At 66.1% G+C, this 21,098-nt stretch carries 19 protein-coding genes and 1 pseudogene; 12 read left to right on the top strand and 8 right to left on the bottom strand.

The genetic code is table 11. From position 1 onward, the window contains the following. Nucleotides 1–3: 3 nt before the first annotated feature. The gene (locus tag B2P87_RS01560; RefSeq protein WP_141890867.1) at nt 4–261 is read right to left on the bottom strand and encodes a hypothetical protein; all 258 of its coding nucleotides are present in this window, start codon (nt 259–261) and stop codon (nt 4–6) included. Nucleotides 262–336: 75 nt separating this feature from the next. Further along, nucleotides 337–918 (bottom strand): thymidine kinase, encoded by a 582-nt coding sequence (locus tag B2P87_RS01555; protein ID WP_141890866.1) that lies wholly within the window; start codon nt 916–918, stop codon nt 337–339. A gap of 381 nt (nt 919–1,299) precedes the next feature. On the opposite strand from B2P87_RS01555, the gene B2P87_RS01550 reads away from it, so the two are divergent. The 3 genes from B2P87_RS01550 (at nt 1,300) to B2P87_RS01540 (ending at nt 3,856) form a co-directional block, all read left to right on the top strand. Next, complete coding sequence (locus B2P87_RS01550) at nt 1,300–1,764, top strand: hypothetical protein (protein ID WP_027244425.1); 465 nt, start codon at nt 1,300–1,302, stop codon at nt 1,762–1,764. Then, nucleotides 1,757–2,485 carry an arsenical resistance protein ArsH gene (arsH, locus tag B2P87_RS01545; RefSeq protein ID WP_141890865.1) on the top strand — a complete coding sequence of 243 codons (729 nt, stop codon included), beginning with the start codon at nt 1,757–1,759 and terminating at the stop codon, nt 2,483–2,485. Before B2P87_RS01550 ends, arsH begins: the two co-directional genes overlap by 8 nt. 657 nt (nt 2,486–3,142) lie before the next feature. Further along, nucleotides 3,143–3,856: a trypsin-like serine peptidase gene (locus tag B2P87_RS01540; RefSeq protein WP_058285986.1), complete on the top strand. Its 714-nt coding sequence runs from the start codon at nt 3,143–3,145 to the stop codon at nt 3,854–3,856. Between the two features lie 109 nt (nt 3,857–3,965). On the opposite strand, the gene B2P87_RS01535 is transcribed toward B2P87_RS01540, so the two are convergent. Continuing rightward, the gene (locus B2P87_RS01535; protein ID WP_141890864.1) at nt 3,966–4,541 is read right to left on the bottom strand and encodes a cytochrome P460 family protein; all 576 of its coding nucleotides are present in this window, start codon (nt 4,539–4,541) and stop codon (nt 3,966–3,968) included. 192 nt (nt 4,542–4,733) lie between these two features. Further along, nucleotides 4,734–8,090, bottom strand: a complete 3,357-nt coding sequence (carB, locus tag B2P87_RS01530; RefSeq protein ID WP_141890863.1) for a carbamoyl-phosphate synthase large subunit — start codon at nt 8,088–8,090, stop codon at nt 4,734–4,736. Between the two features lie 199 nt (nt 8,091–8,289). Here carB and B2P87_RS01525 point away from each other — a divergent pair, with 199 nt between their 5' ends. The 5 genes from B2P87_RS01525 (at nt 8,290) to B2P87_RS01505 (ending at nt 15,097) form a co-directional block, all read left to right on the top strand. Beyond that, nucleotides 8,290–9,495 (top strand): aminodeoxychorismate synthase component I, encoded by a 1,206-nt coding sequence (locus B2P87_RS01525; RefSeq protein WP_141890862.1) that lies wholly within the window; start codon nt 8,290–8,292, stop codon nt 9,493–9,495. After that, the gene (locus B2P87_RS01520; RefSeq protein WP_141890861.1) at nt 9,438–10,091 is read left to right on the top strand and encodes an aminotransferase class IV family protein; all 654 of its coding nucleotides are present in this window, start codon (nt 9,438–9,440) and stop codon (nt 10,089–10,091) included. The genes B2P87_RS01525 and B2P87_RS01520 overlap by 58 nt, the downstream gene beginning before the upstream one ends. A 361-nt stretch (nt 10,092–10,452) precedes the next feature. After that, the gene (gene aspS / locus B2P87_RS01515) at nt 10,453–12,237 is read left to right on the top strand and encodes an aspartate--tRNA ligase (protein ID WP_141890860.1); all 1,785 of its coding nucleotides are present in this window, start codon (nt 10,453–10,455) and stop codon (nt 12,235–12,237) included. A 236-nt stretch (nt 12,238–12,473) separates the two neighbouring features. Continuing rightward, nucleotides 12,474–13,859, top strand: a complete 1,386-nt coding sequence (locus B2P87_RS01510; protein ID WP_141890859.1) for a DUF1800 domain-containing protein — start codon at nt 12,474–12,476, stop codon at nt 13,857–13,859. A gap of 14 nt (nt 13,860–13,873) precedes the next feature. Next, nucleotides 13,874–15,097: a DUF1501 domain-containing protein gene (locus tag B2P87_RS01505; protein WP_141890858.1), complete on the top strand. Its 1,224-nt coding sequence runs from the start codon at nt 13,874–13,876 to the stop codon at nt 15,095–15,097. 475 nt (nt 15,098–15,572) lie between these two features. On the opposite strand, the gene B2P87_RS01500 is transcribed toward B2P87_RS01505, so the two are convergent. Together B2P87_RS01500 and B2P87_RS01495 are read right to left on the bottom strand one after the other, a co-directional pair. Further along, on the bottom strand, nt 15,573–15,713 hold the full coding sequence (locus tag B2P87_RS01500; protein ID WP_167510255.1) for a hypothetical protein: 141 nt from the start codon (nt 15,711–15,713) through the stop codon (nt 15,573–15,575). A 1-nt stretch (nt 15,714) separates the two neighbouring features. Continuing rightward, nucleotides 15,715–16,434, bottom strand: a complete 720-nt coding sequence (locus tag B2P87_RS01495) for a response regulator (protein ID WP_141890857.1) — start codon at nt 16,432–16,434, stop codon at nt 15,715–15,717. A 174-nt stretch (nt 16,435–16,608) separates the two neighbouring features. On the opposite strand from B2P87_RS01495, the gene mce reads away from it, so the two are divergent. Together mce and B2P87_RS01485 are read left to right on the top strand one after the other, a co-directional pair. Continuing rightward, complete coding sequence (gene mce, locus B2P87_RS01490) at nt 16,609–17,013, top strand: methylmalonyl-CoA epimerase (RefSeq protein WP_058285979.1); 405 nt, start codon at nt 16,609–16,611, stop codon at nt 17,011–17,013. Between the two features lie 56 nt (nt 17,014–17,069). Then, nucleotides 17,070–17,345, top strand: coding sequence for a DUF1467 family protein (locus tag B2P87_RS01485; RefSeq protein ID WP_058285978.1), 276 nt, complete (start codon nt 17,070–17,072; stop codon nt 17,343–17,345). Nucleotides 17,346–17,662: 317 nt separating this feature from the next. Here B2P87_RS01485 and B2P87_RS01480 read toward each other — a convergent pair whose 3' ends face one another. Further along, entirely contained in the window at nt 17,663–18,352 is a 690-nt protein-coding gene (locus B2P87_RS01480) for an EI24 domain-containing protein (RefSeq protein ID WP_058285977.1), read from the bottom strand. Beyond that, nucleotides 18,349–18,927: a nitroreductase family protein gene (locus B2P87_RS01475; protein WP_141890856.1), complete on the bottom strand. Its 579-nt coding sequence runs from the start codon at nt 18,925–18,927 to the stop codon at nt 18,349–18,351. The genes B2P87_RS01480 and B2P87_RS01475 overlap by 4 nt, the downstream gene beginning before the upstream one ends. A gap of 280 nt (nt 18,928–19,207) precedes the next feature. Between B2P87_RS01475 and B2P87_RS01470 the strand changes: the two are divergent. Both B2P87_RS01470 and B2P87_RS01465 read left to right on the top strand, forming a co-directional pair. Beyond that, nucleotides 19,208–20,564 (top strand): annotated as a pseudogene (locus tag B2P87_RS01470) (IS3 family transposase). 206 nt (nt 20,565–20,770) lie between these two features. After that, on the top strand, nt 20,771–21,098 hold a 328-nt coding region (locus B2P87_RS01465), incomplete at its 3' end, for a hypothetical protein (RefSeq protein ID WP_286851516.1).

Raw genomic sequence — 21,098 nt, 5'->3', positions numbered from 1 at the left:
CGGTCAGCTGTCCTTGGGATCGTCGCGGGGCATGTCGCGGCGGTGATCCCAGGCGGGGTCTTCTTTCTTGATCTTGCGGGTCAGAAAGACGCCTGCAGGCCACGCCACAACCGCGCCGATGGCGATGCAGACGGCGATCGACTGCCAGGAATAGAAGCCAAGGGTGAAGGCGGCGATGATCAGGGCGCCTGCGATGCAGGCGCCTGCCAGGCTGGCCATGTGAAAGCGCAGCTTGCCGGCGAGCGGATCCCGTGCGGTCATGACGATCTCCTGTATAAAGGGTTGCACAGGAGAAAAACGCAGGCGGGGCAGGCCGGGTTCCGAACCGGCGCGCCGCTAGCGGCTGCCGACGGCCTCGCGCCAGTGGCGGCGGCACAGCGACACATAGGTCTCATTGCCGCCGATCTGCACCTGGTCGCCTTCGGTCAGCACCTGGCCCTGACCGTCCTGGCGCACCACCATGGTGGCCTTCTTGCCGCAGTGGCAGATGGTGCGCACCTCGCGCATCTCATCCGCCAGCGCCAGAAGGGTGGCGGAGCCGGGAAACAGCTTGCCCTGGAAGTCGACCCGCAGGCCGTAAGCGAGCACCGGCACCCGCAGGTCGTCGACCACGCGGGCCAGCTGCCAGACCTGGTCCGGCTCCAGGAACTGCGCTTCGTCCACGAAAATGGCCGCCACCGGGCCGCGCGCCAGGCGCTGCTCGATGCGCAGATAGAGGTCATCGCCGGCAGAGAACATGTCGGCCTCTTCGCCGATGCCGATGCGCGAGGCGATCCGGCCCGCGCCGGCCCGGTCGTCCAGCTGCGCCGTCAGCAGGTAGGTGTCCATGCGGTTTTCGCGGTAGTTGTGCGAGGCCTGCAGCAGCACCGTCGATTTGCCCGCGTTCATGGTGGAGTAATTGAAATAGAGCTTGGCCATGGCGGCGGGTTTAACCGCACCGGGACGCCGGGAAAACCGGATTCGTGCAGGTAACCGCGCGGCAGCGGCAGGCGCGCATCAGCAGAGGATGGCCTCCCGGGGCTGGCATGGCCGGGGAGGAACAAAACCCCGTAAAAGCAGCCATCGCCAAATTGCCCCGGAAGGCGCAAGTTCCGGGCAGACCAATTACCCTGGTTGCAGGACGTCACTCACCCATCCTGCCTTGCACTGGACAACAGATGCCAATTGCACCATGCCACTCGCTAAATCCCTGAAAACCTGAGGGATGGATAAGGTATCGCAATTGATCTACAACTCAGAAATGGGAAATTAACCGGTTCGTTCCCCATGGGGGCGGCGGGCAAGCCAGGTAGGATGTATATGGCTGAAATCGGGACGTATCTGAAGAAGCACACCGAAGCGCTGGTCAAGGATGTCGGTATCGAAGCGGCCTGCCAGATCACCGGCAAGTCAAAGGCGACGCTGGGGCGGTATTACTCTGACAACGCCGAACACGCGGACCGGTTCATGCCGGTGGATGCGGTGGCCAAGCTGGAAGGCGCGGCGTCTTATCCGCATGTGACGTCGGCGCTGGCGGACCTGAAGAACATCACGCTGTCCTATAACGGCAACGGCAGCGCCGGGGAAACCGGCCGCAGCGGCGGGGTCAACGCGGATGTGATCGCGCTGAGCCAGCGGTTTGCCCAGCTGATGAGCGAATACCAGGCGGCGATCGAGGACGGCATCATCACCGTGAATGAGGCCAAGCGGCTGCTGCGGGAAACCGTGCTGCTGCAACAGGTTCTGCTGGATATGAAACTGCACCTGGAAGAAGAGAGTGCCTGACACCTTGGATCTGAGCGGCCTGCCTGCCGTCGCGGAGGGGCAGCTGCATCCGATTGACGTGGACGCGCTGGCCGCGCCCGGCGACCCGCGCCACCCGCCGCGCATCCTGCTGCTTTACGGCTCCCTGCGCGAGGTGAGCTATTCCCGCAAGGCGGCGGAGGAGGCGGCGCGGGTGCTGCAGGCCCTGGGCTGCGAGACGCGGATTTTCGACCCCTCCGGCCTGCCGCTGCCCGACGATGCGGGCGCGGCGGAGCATCCCAAGGTGGCGGAGCTGCGCGCGCTGGCGGTCTGGTCCGAGGGCATGGTCTGGTCCAGCCCGGAGCGCCACGGCGCGATGACCGGCATCATGAAGCTGCAGATCGACTGGCTGCCGCTGTCCTTGCAGGGCGGCATCCGCACCACGCAAGGCAAGACGCTGGCGGTGATGCAAGTGTCGGGCGGCTCGCAAAGCTTCAATGCGGTCAACCAGATGCGCATCCTGGGCCGCTGGATGCGGATGGTGACGATCCCCAACCAAAGCTCGATCCCAAAGGCGTGGCTGGAGTTCGAAGAGGGCGAGCGCCTGCCCGACGGCCCGTTCTACCGCCGTCTGGTGGATGTGATGGAGGAGCTGGTGAAGTTCACCTGGCTGGTGCGGGGGCGCAAGGACTATCTTGTCGACCGCTACTCCGAACGGGTGGAAAGCGCTGAGGACGTGCATAAGCGGGTGTCGCAGAAATAACCGGGCGGTCCGGCCTGTATAGATACGGCCCTCATGATCCGGCCCGCGTTAGGATGCCCCGGCAATTCTGCCGGGGCTTTTTCATGTCTCAGATCAGCGGGATCAGCGGCACATCGCAGGCGGACAGAAACAGCAGGGCGGTGACAAGCAGGGGGAGCCGCATAGAGGGGTCCTTTGGTGTAGTTGAGGTTGCCGCAACCTTGCCCTGCAGCTGCAACCGCGGCAAGTGCCGCTGCCCGTGCCCGGCGGGATTGCGCGCGCATCTGCACGGCTTGGCGGCGCAGCCCGCCGTTAAAGACTCAGTCCGCGCCACGGCCCGCGTTTAGCCATTTGTTAAGGCTCATTTGTGCCGCATTCGGGCCGCGAAGTTACCGCCGGGGGCGGAAACCGCGCGGAAACCGGGGAAATTGCCGCGTGATCTCCTAACGAAAACCGTAGGGTTTTTCAGTGTTTTAAGGCGAATCTTCGCAAAATCGAACGGGAGCGTTAAGAAAATAAGGGCTTCCGGGCCGGTGAGGGATGCACGCGGCGCGTGTCTTAATCTTTTGTTAATCATGTCGCATTCTGCCCATCTTTCTGCCAGCGCGGCACCGCAGCAGGCCCCATTCCAGCCTCAGGACTCACCCACCATGGCGGTGTGGGAAAAAGGAGTTGGTCATGAGACGTTTGCTAGGAATTGCCGCCGCTGTGCTGATGGGGCTGAGTGCCGGAGCCGCCGTCGCGGACGGGCGGCGGGGAGCGGTGCAGTCGGTGCCGGGATGGGAGGCAGTGGGCCGCCTGAACATCGGCGGCCGGGCCATGTGCACCGCCAGCCTGATCGCGCCGGACATGGTGCTGACCGCGGCGCACTGCATGTATGACATCCGCACCGGCCGGGCCGTGGACCCGCGCAGCGTCCAGTTCGAGGCGGGGCTGAACGGCCGCCAGTCGAAGGCGTCGCGCAGGGTGTCCAAGGTGGCTATCCACGCAGGCTACCAGCATGGCCGGACCGGCCAGTTCCAGACCGGCACCGATATTGCAGTGCTGCGGCTGGAGCGCCCAATCAGCGCCGATGTGGTGCGCCCGTTAGCACTGGCCGCCCCGCCGGAGCGGGGCGCGCGCGTCGATGTGATGTCTTATTCTCACAGCAATGCCACCTCGCCGCGGCTGCAAACCGCCTGCCAGGTGCTGGTGGCCCGCCAGATGTCGCTGATTACTACCTGCCGGGTTGACCTTGGCGCCTCCGGCTCGCCGGTGCTGCAATCCCGCCCGGGCCGCGCGCCGCAGCTGGTGTCGGTGATTTCCTCCAAGGCGGAGCTGGGCGGCAAGCGGGTGTCGCTGGCCGCCCCCCTGGGCCACGCGCTGCAAACGCTGATGCGGCAGGCGGGCTGACCGCCGCGCCTGCAAACGCTCCGTTCCTGCTGACTGGCTGAGCCGCAGCACCACACAGCCCCGGCCGGGAGCCGGGGCTGCATTTGTCTGGGGTCAGCCCGCCCCGCGGTCACTGGCTGGTCAGGCGCACGTCCTCCATCGGGTAGGCCAGGCTGTCCTGGGCCGCCCAGTTCAGATGGCAGCCCGCGCAAAAGCTTTGCTGGATCTTCATGTCCTTGCCGTTGGGCATCAGCGCCGCATAGAGCCAATCGCCCGCGTCAGGGGCTTCGCCGGCCTCTAGTTTGGTCATGATGAACAGCGGGCCGGGCACCGCCTTGCCGTCCTTCACGGCAAAGCTCTCCTTGGCCAGAACCGATCCGGCCGGCATCTCAACACCCTCGTTGGCGAACTTCAGATACTGGTCTGCGGCGATACCGTTGGCGAAGGTCTGCAGGAACCGTTCGCCATGCGGCCCGGCCAGGGCGGGCCGGGTCGAAGTCACCTGCCAGGAACGGTATTCTGCCGCGACCGGGTCGCCGTTTGCGGCGTAGCCTTCGGCCATTCTGGCTTCGATGCAGTCGTAAAGCGCGCTGACGGCCTCATCCCCGAGGTCCAGCGGGTCGCCCTCTACCGGGCACTCCTGGGCAAATGCGGCCAAGGGGGCGAGGGCCAGAAGTCCTGCGATGAGTTTCAGACGTGATGTCATGACCTGTCTCCCTGAACTTGTTACTGAGAAGCATGTGGTACCGTTCAGGGTCGCACGGTTCCGGCTTGCGGGGCGGTCACTCCTCTACACGGCTGCGTGACGGCCGGGCCGGTAAGGGCCGCGGGCGCAAAGAAAAAGCCCCGGGCGGTGCCGGGGCTTTCAGAAGTTCAAAAAGTGCGCCGGCGCCGGGGCTTAGCCCTGAAGGCTCTTCACCTCGACGTCCCCTTCGGCCTGCGCCTTGATGGCGCGCGCGGCGGCGTTGGCGCCGGCAGCGGTGGTGAAGTAGGGGATCTTGTCATAAAGCGCGACGGAGCGCATTTCCTTGCTGTCCTCGACCGCCTGGGCGCCCTCGGTGGTGTTCATTAGCAGCTGGACACCGCCGTCCTTCAGCATGTCGACCACGTGCGGGCGGCCCTCATAGACCTTGTTGACCAGCTCGCAGGCGACGCCCTGGTCTTCCAGCCAGCTTTGAGTGCCGCGGGTGGCGACCAGGGTAAAGCCCTGCTCGACCAGGATCTGCGCCGCTTCCAGCATCAGCTTGCCCTTGTCGGCGTCCTTGATCGAGATGAAGGCGCGGCCCTTGGACGGCAGCACCATGCCGGCGCCCATCTGCGCCTTCAGGAAGGCGCGGGCGAAGGAGCGGTCCCAGCCCATGACTTCGCCGGTGGAGCGCATTTCCGGGCCGAGGATGGTGTCGACGCCCGGGAAGCGGGCGAACGGCAGCACCGCTTCCTTGACCGAGAACCAGGGCATGTCCGGGTCCGCCAGCGTCATCGGGTCGGCAATCGGTGTATTTACGTCATAGCCGGCATCCGGGCCATAGGGCGGGCGCAGCGGGAAGTTCGACAGCGGCTCCCCGGCCATCACGCGGGCGGCGATGGAGGCGATGGCGCTGTCGGTGGCCTTGGCGACAAACGGCACGGTGCGGGAGGCGCGCGGGTTCACCTCGATCAGGTAGATCTCATCGTCCTTGATCGCGAACTGCACGTTCATCAGGCCGACCACGTTCAAGGCCAGCGCCAGGGCGTTGGTCTGGACCTTGATCTGGTCGATCATCTCCTTCTCAAGCGAGTAGGGCGGCAGCGAGCAGGCACTGTCGCCGGAGTGCACGCCGGCCTCCTCGATGTGCTGCATGATGCCGGTGACATGCACGTCCTTGCCATCACAAAGGGCATCGACGTCCAGCTCAACCGCGCCGGACAGGTAGCTGTCCAAGAGCACCGGGCTGTCGCCGGAGACCACCACCGCCTCGGCGATGTAGCGCTTGAGCTGGTCCATGTCGCGGACGATTTCCATCGCCCGGCCGCCCAGAACATAGGACGGGCGGATCACCAGCGGGAAGCCGATTTCGCCTGCGATTTCAATCGCCTGTTCGCCGGTGGAGGCGATGCCGTTCTTCGGCTGCTTGAGGCCCAGTTGGTTGACCAGCGCCTGGAAGCGCTCGCGGTCTTCGGCCAGGTCGATGGCGTCGGGGGAGGTGCCCAGGATCGGGATGCCTTCCTCTTCCAGCGCGTTGGCCAGTTTCAGCGGGGTCTGGCCGCCGAACTGCACGATGACGCCATGCAGGGTGCCGTTGTCCTGCTCCACCCGCAGGATTTCCATCACGTGCTCGAACGTCAGCGGTTCGAAATACAGCCGGTCCGAGGTGTCATAGTCGGTCGACACCGTTTCCGGGTTGCAGTTGATCATGATGGTTTCATAGCCCGCGTCGGTCAGCGCAAAGCAGGCGTGGCAGCAGCAGTAGTCGAACTCGATGCCCTGGCCGATCCGGTTGGGGCCGCCGCCGAGGATGACGACTTTCTTCTTGTCCGAGGGGCGCGCCTCGCATTCGACGTCGCCAAAGGCCGGGGCCTCGTAGGTCGAGTACATATAGGGCGTCTGCGCCTCGAACTCGGCGGCGCAGGTGTCGATCCGCTTGAACACGGCGTTGACGCCCAAGCCGCGGCGGGCCTTGCGGACCTCGGCTTCTTTTTTGCCGGTCAGATTGGCCAGGCGGGCGTCAGTAAAGCCCAGCATCTTGAGCGCGCGCAGGCCGGCCGCGTCCGATGGCAGGCCGTTTTCGCGGATCCCGGCCTCGGCCTCGACGATCTCGCGGATGCGGGCCAGGAACCAGGGGTCGAACTTGGTGACCGCGTGGATCTCGTCGTCGCTGAGGCCGTGGCGCATCGCCTGGGCGATGGTGCGCATCCGGTCGGGGGTCTGCTTGCCGATGGCCTTGATCACCGCGGCGGTGTCGCCTGCGGGCTCCCAAGGGCCGGCGCCGACGCCGTCGATCATCACCTCGTCAAAGCCGGTCAGGCCCGATTCCATCGAGGCCAGCGCCTTTTGCAGCGATTCATGGATGGTGCGGCCGATGGCCATTGCCTCGCCCACCGATTTCATCGCGGTGGTCAGGTAGGGTTCGGAGCCGGGGAATTTCTCGAAGGCGAATTTCGGGATCTTGGTGACGACATAGTCGATGGTCGGCTCAAACGATGCGGGCGTCACCTTAGTGATGTCGTTGTCCAGCTCGTCCAGGGTGTAGCCCACCGCCAGCTTGGCCGCGATCTTGGCAATCGGGAAGCCGGTCGCCTTGGAGGCCAGTGCGGAGGAGCGGCTGACCCGCGGGTTCATCTCGATCACCACCATGCGGCCGTCGGCGGGGTTCACAGCCCACTGCACGTTGGAGCCGCCGGTCTCGACGCCGATCTCGCGCAGCACGTTGATCGAGTGGGTGCGCATGATCTGGTATTCTTTGTCCGTCAGCGTCAGCGCGGGCGCAACGGTGATCGAGTCGCCGGTATGGACGCCCATCGGGTCGACGTTTTCGATGGAGCAGACGATGATCGCGTTGTCCGCCTTGTCGCGGACCACTTCCATCTCATACTCTTTCCAGCCCAGAAGGCTCTCGTCGACCAGGATCTGGTTCACCGGCGAGGCATCCATGCCGGAGCGGCAGAAGTGGATGTAGTCGTCGCGGTTGTAGGCGACGCCGCCGCCGGTGCCGCCGAGGGTGAAGGCGGGGCGGATGATCGCGGGCAGGCCGATGTCATCGAGGGCTTCCAGCGCGATGCGGACGCCTTCCTCCAGGTCGGCGGTGCCGTTTTCGCGCTTGGGGGCGGTGACGATGGTGGCGCGCGGGTTCTCGATGCCGAGGCGGTCCATCGCTTCGCGGAACAGCTTGCGGTCCTCGGCCATCTCGATGGCGTCGCGCTTGGCGCCGATCATCTCAACGCCGAATTTCTCCAGCACGCCCATTTCTTCCAGCGCCAGCGAGGTGTTGAGGCCGGTCTGCCCGCCCATGGTGGGCAGCAGCGCGTCGGGGCGCTCTTTCTCGATGATCTTGGCGACAACCTCGGGCGTGATCGGCTCGATATAGGTGGCGTCGGCGAGGCCCGGGTCGGTCATGATGGTGGCCGGGTTGGAGTTTACCAGGATCACCCGGTAGCCTTCTTCGCGCAGCGCCTTGCAGGCCTGGGCGCCGGAGTAGTCAAACTCGCAGGCCTGCCCGATGACGATCGGACCGGCTCCGATGATCATGATCGACTGGATGTCGGTTCTTTTGGGCATGGCCATATTCCTTTGATTGACGTGCGGGCAGCTTTGATTCACAGGCGCTGGCGTGCGCCCAAATTGTTCCGCGTTATAGGGACCGCACCGAAAGGTTCAAGGGGGATCGGAAACGGATTTGAAAATGCCGCATCCACCCCTTTTGTTCGCATAGCGAACAGATATATGTGGAGCTCAAGAGCCCGGGGAGTTGCTTGCGGTGCGGATTCGCTTTGATCAGGGGCCCATGGGGGCCGGCACAGTGTTCAGCCAGCCGCTGCGGGTGATCCGTGCGGACGGGGCGGATGAGGTGCCCGCCGCACTGGCCGCGCTGGATGCGGCGCGGGGTGCCGGGCACTGGCTGGCGGGTTATGCGTCCTATGAGCTGGGCTATGCGCTGGAGCCGAAGCTGGCGGGGAGGATGCCCGCGGGGCGGCGGCTGCCGCTTATCTGCTTTGGGGTTTATGAGGGACCGCTGCAATCTGACACAGAGGGCTGCGCCCGGCCGCAGGCGGAAAGCGAAGCGCCCGCCCGGGGGGGCGGACGGGCGCTGACCGGCGTGCCGCCGGGCGATGCAGGATTGGACGGCATCACGCCCCGCTGGACCTATGAGCGCTATGCTGAAGCCTTCACGCAAGTGAACCGAAACATCGGCAAGGGCGACATCTATCAGGCCAACCTGACCTTCCCGATTGATGCGGATGCCTATGGCACTGCCGAAGAGCTTTATGCCGCCTTGCAGGCCAGGCAGGCGGTGGGCTACGGTGTTCTGGTCGAACAGGACGGCCTGCCGGACCTGCTGTCGCGCTCGCCGGAGCTGTTCTTCCGCACCGGTGCGGACGGCCTGATCGAGACCCGCCCGATGAAAGGCACCCAGCCGCGCAGCGACGACCCGGTGGAGGACGCCCGCCGCCGCGATTTCCTGCGCCAGGATGAGAAGAACCGCGCCGAGAACCTGATGATCGTGGACCTTCTGCGCAACGACATTTCCCGCGTGGCGCAGACAGGATCGGTGCATGTGCCGGAACTGTTTGCGGTGGAAAGCTATGCCACCGTGCATCAGATGGTGTCGCTGGTGCGGGCGAAACTGCGGCCCGATGCGGGGCTTGCGGACATCTTCACGGCGCTGTTTCCCTGCGGCTCGATTACCGGCGCGCCCAAGATCCGCGCGATGGAGATCCTCGCGGATCTGGAACCCTGGGCGCGCGACATCTATTGCGGCACCATCGGCTGGGCGGCGCCCGGCGGCGCGTCGGAGTTCAACGTGGCAATCCGCACGCTGATGCTGGAAGACGGGCGCGCGACGCTCAACGTGGGCGGCGGCGTGGTGTGGGACAGCACTGCCGAGTCGGAATATGAGGAAGCCCTATGGAAAGCCCGGTTCGCCCGCGTGACACCGTCCAGAACGATCCCGCTTTCCGCCTGATCGAGACGCTGGGCTGGCATCCGGGCGCGGGGTTCCGGCACCTGCCGCAGCATCTGGCCCGGATGGGGCGCAGCGCGGCGGTGTTTGGGATTCCCTTCGATCCTGAGCAGGCGGAGGCGGTCCTGGATGAAACCGCAGGCGGGGCGCCGCTGCGCTGCCGCCTGACCTTGGATGCGGACGGGCAGTTGGAACTGACCACGGCCCCTCTGGGATACAGCCCTGCACACTGGCGGCTGAGCATCGCGGACACCCGGCTGGCGGCAGATGACCTCTGGCTGCAGCACAAGACCACCCGCCGCGCGCTCTATGACGCTGCGCGGGCAGCGCTGCCGGAGGGGGTGGACGAGCTCTTGTTCCTGAATGAGCGCGGCGAGGTCTGCGAGGGCACCATCACCAATCTCTTCGTGACCCGCGCAGACGGGCAAAGGGTGACACCGCCGCTGAGCTGCGGCCTGCTGCCGGGTATTTTGCGCCAGACGCTGCTGGAAAGCGGCGAATGCGTGGAGCAGGTGCTGAGGGTGCAGGACCTGCTGGAGGCGAAGGCCATCCACATGGGCAATTCCCTGCGCGGGCTGATCCCGGCGCGGATTGTGTAGCGGGGCGCTCCCGCGGACGCGCGCCGCCCGGCTGGCGCCAGGCGGCGCGTGCCCTTGGGCCCGGCAGCGCGCCTGCGGCTGCCGCGAAACGCCCCCGGCGCCCCGCCGCCGGCGGGGCGCTGGGCCCAACGCTTGCCGCCGGGCCGCGCAGCGGCAGGGTGCGCAAGGGGCGGGAGCCTTTGCGCCAGGGGGCCGAACCGGCAAAAACCGGACGGCAGCCCCTGCGGAATCGGCCCTGTTTGCTTGACAACTGAGCCGCAAACTAGTGTACCACCCCGGACGAATTCCGCGCCGTTTCCGTGCGCAACTCCCGAACGACGGCCCGCCCGGGCACAAGACCGGTATAACGAAAGGTCAACCGATGCACGCTTACCGCAGCCATACCTGCGCCGAACTGAACAAATCCAACGTCGGTGAGACCGTCCGCCTGTCGGGCTGGGTCCACCGCGTCCGCGACCACGGCGGCCTCTTGTTCATTGACCTGCGCGACCATTACGGCGTGACCCAGGTGATGGCCGACCCGGACAGCCCGGTGTTTGCAGAGATCGAGAAGGTCCGCTCCGAATGGTGCATCCGCATCGACGGCGAGGTGAAGGCGCGCGACGAAAGCCTGGTGAACCACAAGATCCCGACCGGCGAGGTTGAGGTCTTCATCCGCGACATCGAGGTGCTGGGCAAATCCGAGGAACTGCCGCTGATGGTGTTCGGCGAGCAGGAATACCCGGAGGAAACCCGCCTGCGCTACCGCTACTTGGACCTGCGCCGCGAAAAGATGCAGCGCAACATGGTGCTGCGCGCCAACATGATCCAGTCGATCCGCAAGCGCATGTGGGACATCGGCTTCAACGAATACCAGACCCCGATCATCACCGCCTCCTCCCCCGAGGGCGCGCGCGACTTCCTGGTGCCCTCGCGCCTGCACCCGGGCAAGTTCTATGCGCTGCCGCAGGCGCCGCAGCAGTTCAAGCAGCTGATGATGGTGTCGGGCTTTGACAAGTATTTCCAGATCGCGCCCTGTTTCCGCGACGAAGACCCGCGCGCCGACCGGTCGCCCGCGGACTTCTACCAGCTCGACATGGAAATGTCGTTTGTCACCCAGCAGGATGTCTTTGACACCATCGCGCCGGTGATGGCGGGCGTGTTCGAGGAGTTCGGCGGCGGCCGCAAGGTCGACCCCGCAAACGAGTGGCCGCAGATTTCCTACAAGGATTCGGCGCTGTGGTATGGCACCGACAAGCCGGACTTGCGCAACCCGATCAAGATGCAGGTGGTCTCCGACCATTTCCGCGGTTCCGGCTTTGCGATCTTCGCCAAGCTGCTGGAACAGGACGGCACCGAGATCCGCGCCATTCCGGCGCCCACCGGCGGCAGCCGCAAGTTCTGCGACCGGATGAATGCCTTTGCCCAGAAAGAGGGCCTGCCGGGCATGGGCTATATCTTCTGGCGCGACGGCGCGGAGGGCATGGAGGCGGCCGGTCCGTTGGCCAAGAACATCGGCCCGGAGCGCACCGAGGCGATCCGCCAGCAGCTGGGCCTGGGCGTCGGCGATGCGGCCTTCTTCCTGGGCGGCAAGCCGAAGACGTTCGAGGGCGTCGCGGGCAAGGCGCGCACCGTCATCGGCGAGGAGCTGGGCCTCATTGACAAGGACCGCTTTGCCTTTGCCTGGATCGTCGACTTCCCGATCTACGAGAAGGACGAGGAAACAGGCAAGATCGACTTTGAGCACAACCCGTTTTCGATGCCGCAGGGCGGCATGGACGCGCTGCTGTCCGATCCGCTGGCCGTCAAGGGCTACCAGTACGACCTCGCCTGCAACGGTTATGAGCTGGTGTCCGGCGCGATCCGGAACCACAAGCCGGAGATCATGTTCAAGGCCTTTGAAATCGCCGGCTACGGCGAGGATGAGGTGAAGAAGCGCTTTGGCGGCATGGTCAACGCCTTCCAGTACGGCGCCCCGCCGCACGGCGGCTGCGCGGCCGGCATCGACCGAATGGTGATGCTGCTGGCCGACGAGGCCAACATCCGCGAGGTCATCATGTTCCCGATGAACCAGCGCGCCGAAGACCTGATGATGGCAGCGCCGTCTGAGCCGATGGCGGAGCAGCTGATGGAGCTGGGCCTGCGGGTGATCCCGCAGGATCAGTGAACGGCGCAGACGTCTTGATGGAGGCCCGGGCAATTGTCCGGGCCTTTTCTTTTGCGGCTCATCTGCGGCGGACCGCTGCCGGAGTTCCGCGCCGGGAAACGGCAGCTTTGCAGAAAGCTGCGGGGCGGGCGACGGAACGCGCGGAAACATGCGTATCATCTGAAATTCGCCTGTGGGGCAGGGCTGCGATGCTCTAACCTGCGGGCAGGCCGGCAGGGCAAGGAGAGAGCAGCGCGATGCAGTTTGACGGAGACTTGGCTGAGATCCGCTTTGGCGCCGGGCTGTCGCCGGCGATTGCGCCGCCGGAGTCGGCGGCAGAGATGCTGAGCCGCCTGCAAGGGCCTGACGAGATGGCGCAGCAGTTCCCGGTCAGCCGGTTTGAAGACGCAGTGACGGGGGCCGCCGCGTTCCGGCGGCTGCGGCGGCAGCGCAGGCAGCTGGACGGCAAGCCCGGCTATGAGGCTGCGGACAAGGCCTACAGGGAGTTCCGCCGCGCGCAGAACCATGCCCGCTACGATTGGCACGGCCAGCGGCTGCTGCGCCATGTCCGCACCCGCGACGGGCTGCGCGAACGGCTGGTGCTGTTCTGGGCCGATCACTTCACGGCACAGGGCAAATCCGGGCCGACGCGGGTGCTGGCCGCGCCTTATGCCGAGAGCGTGATCCGGCCGCATGTCAGCGGCCGTTTCGAGGACATGCTGATCGCCGCTGCCACCAGCCCGCTCATGCTGATGTACCTGGACCAGCACCGCTCTGCCGGGCCGGGCAGCCGGGCCGCCGCGCGGCGCAAACGGCTAAGCGGGCTGAACGAGAACCTGGCCCGGGAAGTGCTGGAGCTGCACACGCTGGGGGTGGACGGGCCTTACAGCCAAGCCGATGTGCGGCAGCTGGCGGAGCTGTTCACCGGCCTCACCGTCTCCAGGGAAGACGCGTTCGTCTTTCACCCCGGCATGGCGGAGCCGGGGCCGGAAACCGTGCTGGGAAACACCTACGGCGGCGGTAAGCCGCAGCTGGAGCAGGTGCTGGGCGCGCTGCGCGATCTGGCCCGCCATCCTGCCACCGCGCAGCATATCGCCCGCAAGCTGGCGGTGCATTTCCTCTCCGACACGCCGGACCCGGCGCTGGTGTCCCATGTGGCGGCCCGGTTTCAGGACAGCGGCGGCGATCTTGTGCAGGTCTATGCGGCGCTGCTGGAGCATCCGGCCGCCTGGGAGCCGCAGCTGCACAACGTGAAGCCGCCGTTTGATTACGTGGCCTCCGCCTGCCGCGCGCTGGCGCTGCCCGAGACGAGGATTGCGGGCCTCAGGCCGGGGCAGCTGAACCGGCTGCTGCTGGCGCCGCTGACCCCGATGGGGCAGCGGTGGGAGTTTTCCGGCGGGCCGGACGGCTGGCCCGAAGACGACGCCGCCTGGGTCACGCCGCAGGCTCTGGCCGCCCGCCTGCGCTGGGCGATGGCGGCCCCGCGGCGGCTGGTGCAGCCGCTGCCCGATCCGCGCGGCTTTGCCGCTGCGGCGCTGGGCGGCTTTGCCAATGAGCGGGTGATGTTTGCCGCCCGCGCCGCCGAAACCGAAGCGGAGGGGGTCGGGCTGATCCTGGCCTCTCCCGCCTTTCAGCGCCGCTAACAGGAGGCCATCCGATGCAGCTGACCCGCCGTTCTCTTCTGGCCCGCTCTGCCTTGCTGGGCTGTTCGCTGGCCGCCAGCCCGCTGGTGACGCCCGTCAGTTTTGCCGCCGCCCCCTGGGACACGCGGCTGGTGGTGATCATCCTGCGCGGCGGCATGGACGCGCTGGATGTGGTGCAGCCCTATGGCGACCCGCAGTTTGCCGGGCTGCGCCGGACCCTGTCGGGCGGGCCAGCTTCCGGGGCTGCCGATCTGGACGGCTTTTACGCTCTGCACCCGGGTCTGGCGCCGCTGCTGCCCTTGTGGCGCAAGGGCGAGCTTGGATTTGTGCATGCGGTGTCCACGCCATACCGCGACCGGCGCAGCCATTTTGACGGCCAGGACCTGCTGGAGGCGGGCACTGCCGGGCTGGGCGCGGCGCGCGACGGCTGGCTGAACCGCCTGCTGCAGCAGACGCCGGGCGCGGACGCGCGCACTGCCTTTGCCATCGGACAGGAGCGGATGCTGCTGCTGGAGGGCGCGGCGCCGGTCTCGCAATGGGCGCCGGGGGCCGGGCTGGCGATGAGCCCGCAGGCGGAGCGGCTGGCGGCGCTCCTGATGGAGGACGACCCGCTGTTTCACGCCGCCCTGAACGACGCGCTGGAGCTGACCCGGCAGGATATGTCCCTGGGTCTTGAAGAGGGCGGCGGCGACGGCAGCGAAGACAGCGGGATGATGGGGATGATGACGGCGCCGAAGGGCGAGGCGCACACTGCCGTTGCTGCCTATGCGGCCGGCCAGCTGCGCGGCGACAGCCGGATTGCGGCGTTCTCGATCAACGGCTGGGACACGCATTACCGCCAGGCGGGCGGGCTGAAGGCGGCGCTGGGGCGGCTGGCGGAGACGGTCCTGGAGCTGCAACGCGGTCTGGGGCCACAGATCTGGGGCAAGACCGCCGTTGCGGCGGTGACGGAGTTTGGGCGCACGGTGCGGGAGAACGGCACCGGCGGCACCGACCACGGCACCGGCGGCGCGATGCTGCTGGCGGGCGGCGCGGTCCGCGGCGGCCGGGTGCTGGGGCGCTGGCCTGGGCTGGCGGAGGCCGATCTTTACGACCGGCGCGACCTGATGCCGACCGCGGATGTGCGCCGCTACCTGGCCTGGCTGCTGCACGGGCTGGCCGGGGCGCAGAAAAGCGGTCTTGAAGGCGGGGTCTTCCCGGGGCTTGCGATGGAAGAGGATCCGGGGCTGCTGCTGTAGGGCGCCGCAACCCGGCAGAGCGTCAGCGTGCAGACCAGCCGGGCGCCTCCCGCCCGCTCAGATCATTCGGGGAATGACCTGAGCCGTTGGGCCCGGCACCGCCTGCCGGCGGTGCCGGGCCCAAGGCCGCCAAGCGGTGCGGCCCTGGCCGCGCAGCTGCGGGCGCGGGAGAGGACCGTAGCGGGGGGGAGCGGACGGGCCGCAGCATAGGGTCTGGCAGGGTGAGGCCAGCTGGCGATGCGGCTGCAGCCGAAGACGGGCGCGGCAGACGGGGGCGGCACTGGGGGCGGTGGCGGCTGCTGGCAAGGAAAGCGCGCGGCGGCAGCTCATGACGCGCCTGGGCTGGCTGTTGCTGGAAGATAGCAGCCGGCGGGCCGCCAGGGACAGCGGCGGGCGGGAGAAGCGCCTGCGGCCGGCCTGGCTCATGCCGGGCGGCGTCGGCTGCACCGGGACAGCCCGGCGGGCAGGGGCTGCGTCAGCGGTTCGGGCGGGTGAGAACCATCGGGCGTCTGTCTGCGCTGCCGCGGCTGCGGCGGATCGCGCGCGCCTCCAGCCGGGTCTGGCCGTAGAGCACGATGACAAGCGTGGCGAGGGCGATGAGAAACGCTTCTGCCATGTCAGATCGCCGCGCGGCGATCCAGCCGCTCCTGCACAAGGCCTGCCAGGGTGGCGGCATCCTGGGTCAGCGGCTCCCCCTTGAGGCGGGCGCTGTCGAGGCGGTCGGCCGCCGCCGCAAGCGGGCCGTCGCCGGCGCTGCGGGCGACACCGCCGAGGAATTGCGCCAGATAGGCCAGGGTCTTCTCCTCCTGCGACATGCTGAGCACGTCCGCGGCATGGGCCATGTCGTCCCGGTAGGCGAGGAGATCCGGCTCCACCGTTTCGTCATCCATGGCGCGGGGGCCGGACAGCTGGCGGTCGGCGGGCAGGTTGGCGAGAATCTTTTGCTGGAAGGCGGCCAGCGAGGTGATCGGCTTTTCCAGGAAACCGGCGGCGCCGGCCTCAAGCGCGGCGCTTTCCAGCGCCGGGTCGCCGGAGGTGGCCAGGATCACCCCGGGGCGCGGGCTGGCCTCTGCCAGTTCGCGGATCAGATCGAGACCGGAACCGTCCGGCAGCCCGACATCGGCAATCAGCACCGAGGGGCGGTAGACCTGCAAATGGCGGCGGGCGGATTTCAGGCAATCGGCGCGGCGGATGCGGGCGCCGCTGCGCAGGCAGAGAAGCCGCAGCGCCTCGCAGGCGAAGCGGCTGTCCTCGACAACCAGAATGGTCAGCCCCAGCAGCGGGCGCCGGGTGGTGGGCAGGCGTTGAGCGGCAGCAAACAGTTCCGAATCGTCCATAACGTATCCTCCTTGCGGGATATAAACCGACGCTAGGAACTCTAGGCTAACACCCGGTTAACGGCGCGTGCGCTGCCGCATCCGGGCCCCCCGTGCGCAATGGCGCACTTGCCGCGGCGCAGCATCCGCCGCATAACCGGGGCCCAGGACCATATGTGAGAGGAGCACAAAAGGATGATTGGCCGCTTGAACCATGTTGCCATCGCTGTCCCCGACCTGGAGGCAGCCTCGGCCCAGTACCGCAACGCGCTGGGCGCCAAGGTGGGGGCACCGCAGGATGAGCCGGATCACGGGGTGACCGTCGTCTTCATCGAACTGCCCAACACCAAGATTGAGCTGTTGTACCCCTTGGGCGAGAACTCCCCCATCAACGGCTTTTTGGAGAAGAACCCGGCGGGCGGCATCCACCATGTCTGCTATGAGGTGGAGGACATCCTGGCGGCGCGCGACCACCTGAAGGCGCAGGGCGCGCGGGTGCTGGGCACCGGCGAGCCGAAGATCGGCGCCCATGGCAAGCCGGTGCTGTTCCTGCACCCCAAGGATTTCAACGGCTGCCTGGTGGAACTCGAAGAAGTTTGAGGCTATGAGCGTCCTGCCCCGGCTGCGGGGCGGGGCAACTACGAAAGGCCGGCGCCATGGGTGTTACATCAGCGATCGTTCTCTATGCAGTGATCTGGTTCCTGACCTTCCTGGTGATCATTCCGATCCGGCTGCAAACCCAGGGCGACAGGGGCAACGTGGTGCCGGGCACCCATGCGGGCGCGCCGGAGAAGCATTTCCTGAAGCAGAAGGCTTGGATCACGACCGGGATTGCCGCGCTGATCTGGGCCATCGTGGCCGGGATCATCCTGTCCGGCGCGATCTCGGTGCGCGACTTCGACTGGATGGGGATGATGCCCGAGCAAGGGTAAATCCGCGGATCTGCGATTTTCAAGCAAGGCAGCCCTCCCGCCCGGTTTGGAGGCATTGAAATGCCTCGGGACCGGTTGGGCATGGCGCCGCGCTGGCGCGCGGCGCGGGTGCGGCCAGCCCTGGCGGGCTGGAGCGGGCTGCATCGTAAACCTGTAATCAGAAGAAACTTGCTGAGAAGCGCTTGAGGGGCAGGGCTGCCCCTCAAGACGCCATCTCCAGTGTAGTCCGCCCTCCACCGCGTCAAGGCTGAACCGCGCGTGCCGCGCGGCGGCTTTGCCGGCCTTGACCCGGCTGCGGCCGGGGCGGGGTGCTGGTCCTACCGGCGGGCCAGCGCGTGGTAGAGGTGGGTGAAAGTGGCGGCGCCCAGGATCGGAACCACCAGGTTCAAGAGCGGCACCGACAGCGGCATGGCCATCAGCGTTCCGGCGGCCCAGATGGTGCCTGCATGGCGGCGGCGCAGCTTCTTTGCCTCTGCGGTGCCCACCCGGCGGGCGGCGGCAAGGGTGAAATATTCACGCCCCAGCAGAAACCCGTTCAGCCCCCAGAAGATGAAGATCGCCGCAGGCGGAAACAGCACATAGAGGACCAGCGCCAGGAGGTTGGCCGCAATCAGCAGGCCGAGGAAGTTCACCGTGTCGCGGACCGCATCCCAGAACGGCACCCGGGGCGCGGGCGGCAGGGCGGGGTAGTGCTTGTCCTCCACCGCTTGCGCCACCTCGTCCAGGAACATCGAGGTGATCGCCGAGGCCACCGGCACCATCAGGAAAATGGACAGCACCAGCATCAGCACCAGCGAGCCGGCCGAGAGCAGGTCGTCGAGCCAGGTGACCTCGCCCAACAGCGGCAGTGTGGCTTCGGGTCCGACCAGCCACTGGATCAGCATCAGGAACCCGGCATAGGCCGCGATCAGCAGGGCAATGGTCAGGCCCAGGCCCAGAAACAGCACCTTGCGGAAGCGCGGGTCGCCGGTCTGGCCGAGGGTTTTGAAAAAGGCGGTCAGGATCATGCGCTTATCCAGGTGGTGATTGCGTCAACGTCCGGGCGCGGGCGTTCGGGCGGGGCGGTGGTTTCGGTGGCGATGTGGATGAGGCCGGCGATGCGCTCATTCTCCGCCAGGCCAAAGGCGGCCTCGCAGAAACCGCGGTCATGGCTGGCCCAGCCGCTGAGCCAGTTGGCGCCCCAGCCGGCCGCCAGCGCTGCATTGAGCAGCGACAGGCACACCGCGCCGGCGGAGTAGCTCTGCTCGATGGCGGGCACCTTGGGGCTTGCGGTCTGCACCTCAACCACGGCCACGGCAAGCTGGCCCAGATCGAACTGGCTGCGGCCCTTGGCGATGTCCTCAGGGCTTTTGCCCAGCCGGGCGCCGGTTTCCGCGCACAGCTCCGCCAGCCGGGCCATCGCGGGCTGTTCCACCACGATAAAGCGCCAGGGCTCCAGCTTGCCGTGATCCGGCGTGCGGGCGGCGGCGGTCAGGATCGGCCGCAGCTCCTCGCGCGTGGGGGCCGGGGCCGCCAGCGTCTTGGCCGGGCGCGACCGGCGCGACAGCAGAAACTCAAGAGCGGCGTCATTGCGTGGAGGCATATGTGAAACCTTTTTACATCTGGTGCTGCCTATCTCGGCAGGCAGGGAAGTTTTTTCAAGGGCCAACGGGTGTAGCGGGACACTTCGCGTTGCAGTGCGGGACACTTCCCGTTGCAGCAACCCGTTTTGAAAATCCCCTGATTTCTAGGGCTTTTCCGGGGTGGTTTCCAGCCCCAGCGGGGCGGGAATAGCGGCTGTCAACGCGGCAAGCCTGGACACTTCAAACTGAACCGCGCCGGGTTTGCCGGAGGCTTCAACTCCTGAGCAGGATGAAGCCACAATGAGCAAGACAACAAGCAAGTATTCTCGTGAGGTCCGTGAGCGTTCGGTGCACCTGGTGCTTGACAACCAGGGACAGCACAGTTCCCGCTGGCAGGCGATCATGTCAATATCCGCGAAGACCGGCTGTTCGGCGCATACGCTGAATGAGTGGGTGAAGAAGGCAGAAGTCGACAGCGGCAAGCGGGCGGGTGTTCCCACCGATGTCACCGACAGTGCGGGTCGTTCGCGCAGCGATCAAATGATCCGGGGGATCATTTGAAGGCCCAAACGAAGGCGCTGGAGCGGGAGAACCGCGAGCTGCGTCAGGCGAACGAGATCCTCCGCAAGGCATCGGCGTATTTTGCGATGGCGGAGCTCGACCGCCGGTCGAAGTGATGGTGTCCTTTATCCGCTGCCCGGCAGCGCATGCCTGCATGCGCGAGAGGGGACATGCATCGCAGTGAGCATGGGGTCGAGCCGATCTGCATTCGCCATTGTCGCTCGGACCAATGGCGCGACATGGCTCATTCCTGCCGATTGCCCCTTCCACGTATTACGAGCACCTGGCGAAGCGGGCTGATCCGGCCCGGTTGCCGGACCGTGCCCGGCGTGACGCGGCATTGCGGCCCGAGATCCTGCGTGTTTTCGAAGAGAACTGGCCGGTCTATGGCGTGCGGAAGATCTGGCGGCAATTGCAGCGGGAGGGTTTCACTGTTGCCCGCTGCACGGTCGCCCGGCTGATGAGAAGCATGGGTATTCAAGGCATCATCCGGGGCAAGCCGCACAAAACCACGGTGCCCGACAAAAAGGCCCCGTGCCCGCTGGACAAGGTAAACCGGCAGTTCCGTGTGCCCGCGCCCAACATGCTCTGGGTCAGCGATTTCACCTATGTTGCCACCTGGAAGGGGTTCACCTATGTCGCCTTCGTTATCGATGCCTATGCCCGCAAGATCGTTGGTTGGCGTGTCAGCACCTCGGCGCATGCCGGGTTCGTTCTCGATGCTCTGGAGCAGGCTGTTCACGAGCGGCGGCCGACAAAGGCGATGGGGCTTGTTCACCACTCCGACCGCGGCAGCCAATACCTGTCGATCAAGTACACAGAGCGGTTGGGAGAAGCTGGTATCGAGCCCTCTGTCGGCAGCGTCGGAGACAGCTATGACAATGCTCTGGCTGAAACAATCAACGGCCTATTCAAAGCCGAAGTCATTCACCGCCGGGGCCCTTGGCGCAACTGCGAGGCGGTGGAATACGCAACACTCGAATGGGTGGATTGGTTTAATAACCGCCGTCTGCTTGAGCCTATCGGGAGCATTCCGCCGTCAGAAGCAGAGAACAATTTTTACGCGGCTATGGAAACTGAGGAACGAGCCGCGTAACTAACTGAAATCAGCCTCCGGCAAACCCGGCGCGGTTCAGTGGTTCGATGAAAGCTTGGATAGCGCCTGCATTCGGTTTCCTATGGTGAAAGTACTTTCCAGCACGCCAGATAGTACCATTATTGACACCGTAACGTGTTAAGCCAGTATTCGTGAGTGATTTGCGAAAGGTCCTTAGTATGCAGCGTGGTATAATGATTCCGCCAGTGCAACTAACATTTAATGACAAAGGAAACTACACCTTCTGCACCACCGGGGTAGGTGACTTCCTATCGGCCGCCCCAAGTGCGATTCTCTATTGGGATAAGGTGTTTGCGCCGGTCGCTATCCGTGGGATGGATCCGCCATACGACGCAGCAGTAGATCGAATGACCCAATTGGGGATCGCGGCCTCTGCAGACCTGAAATCGGAGAACTCAATTTCTGCCAGTGACATTCCTGGTATGATGTCAAAGTACTCAGTTGAGTTGCAGAGACTTGAGCGTCAGGATGGGGAGGACTGGTCTGTCATGTTGACCTGCCCCCCGCTGGTCC

The sequence above is a fragment of the Leisingera sp. UBA4491 genome (assembly GCF_002388965.1).
GTDB classification, from domain to species: Bacteria; Pseudomonadota; Alphaproteobacteria; order Rhodobacterales; family Rhodobacteraceae; genus Leisingera; species Leisingera aquaemixtae.
This window is presented reverse-complemented; position numbering and strand designations above follow the sequence as displayed.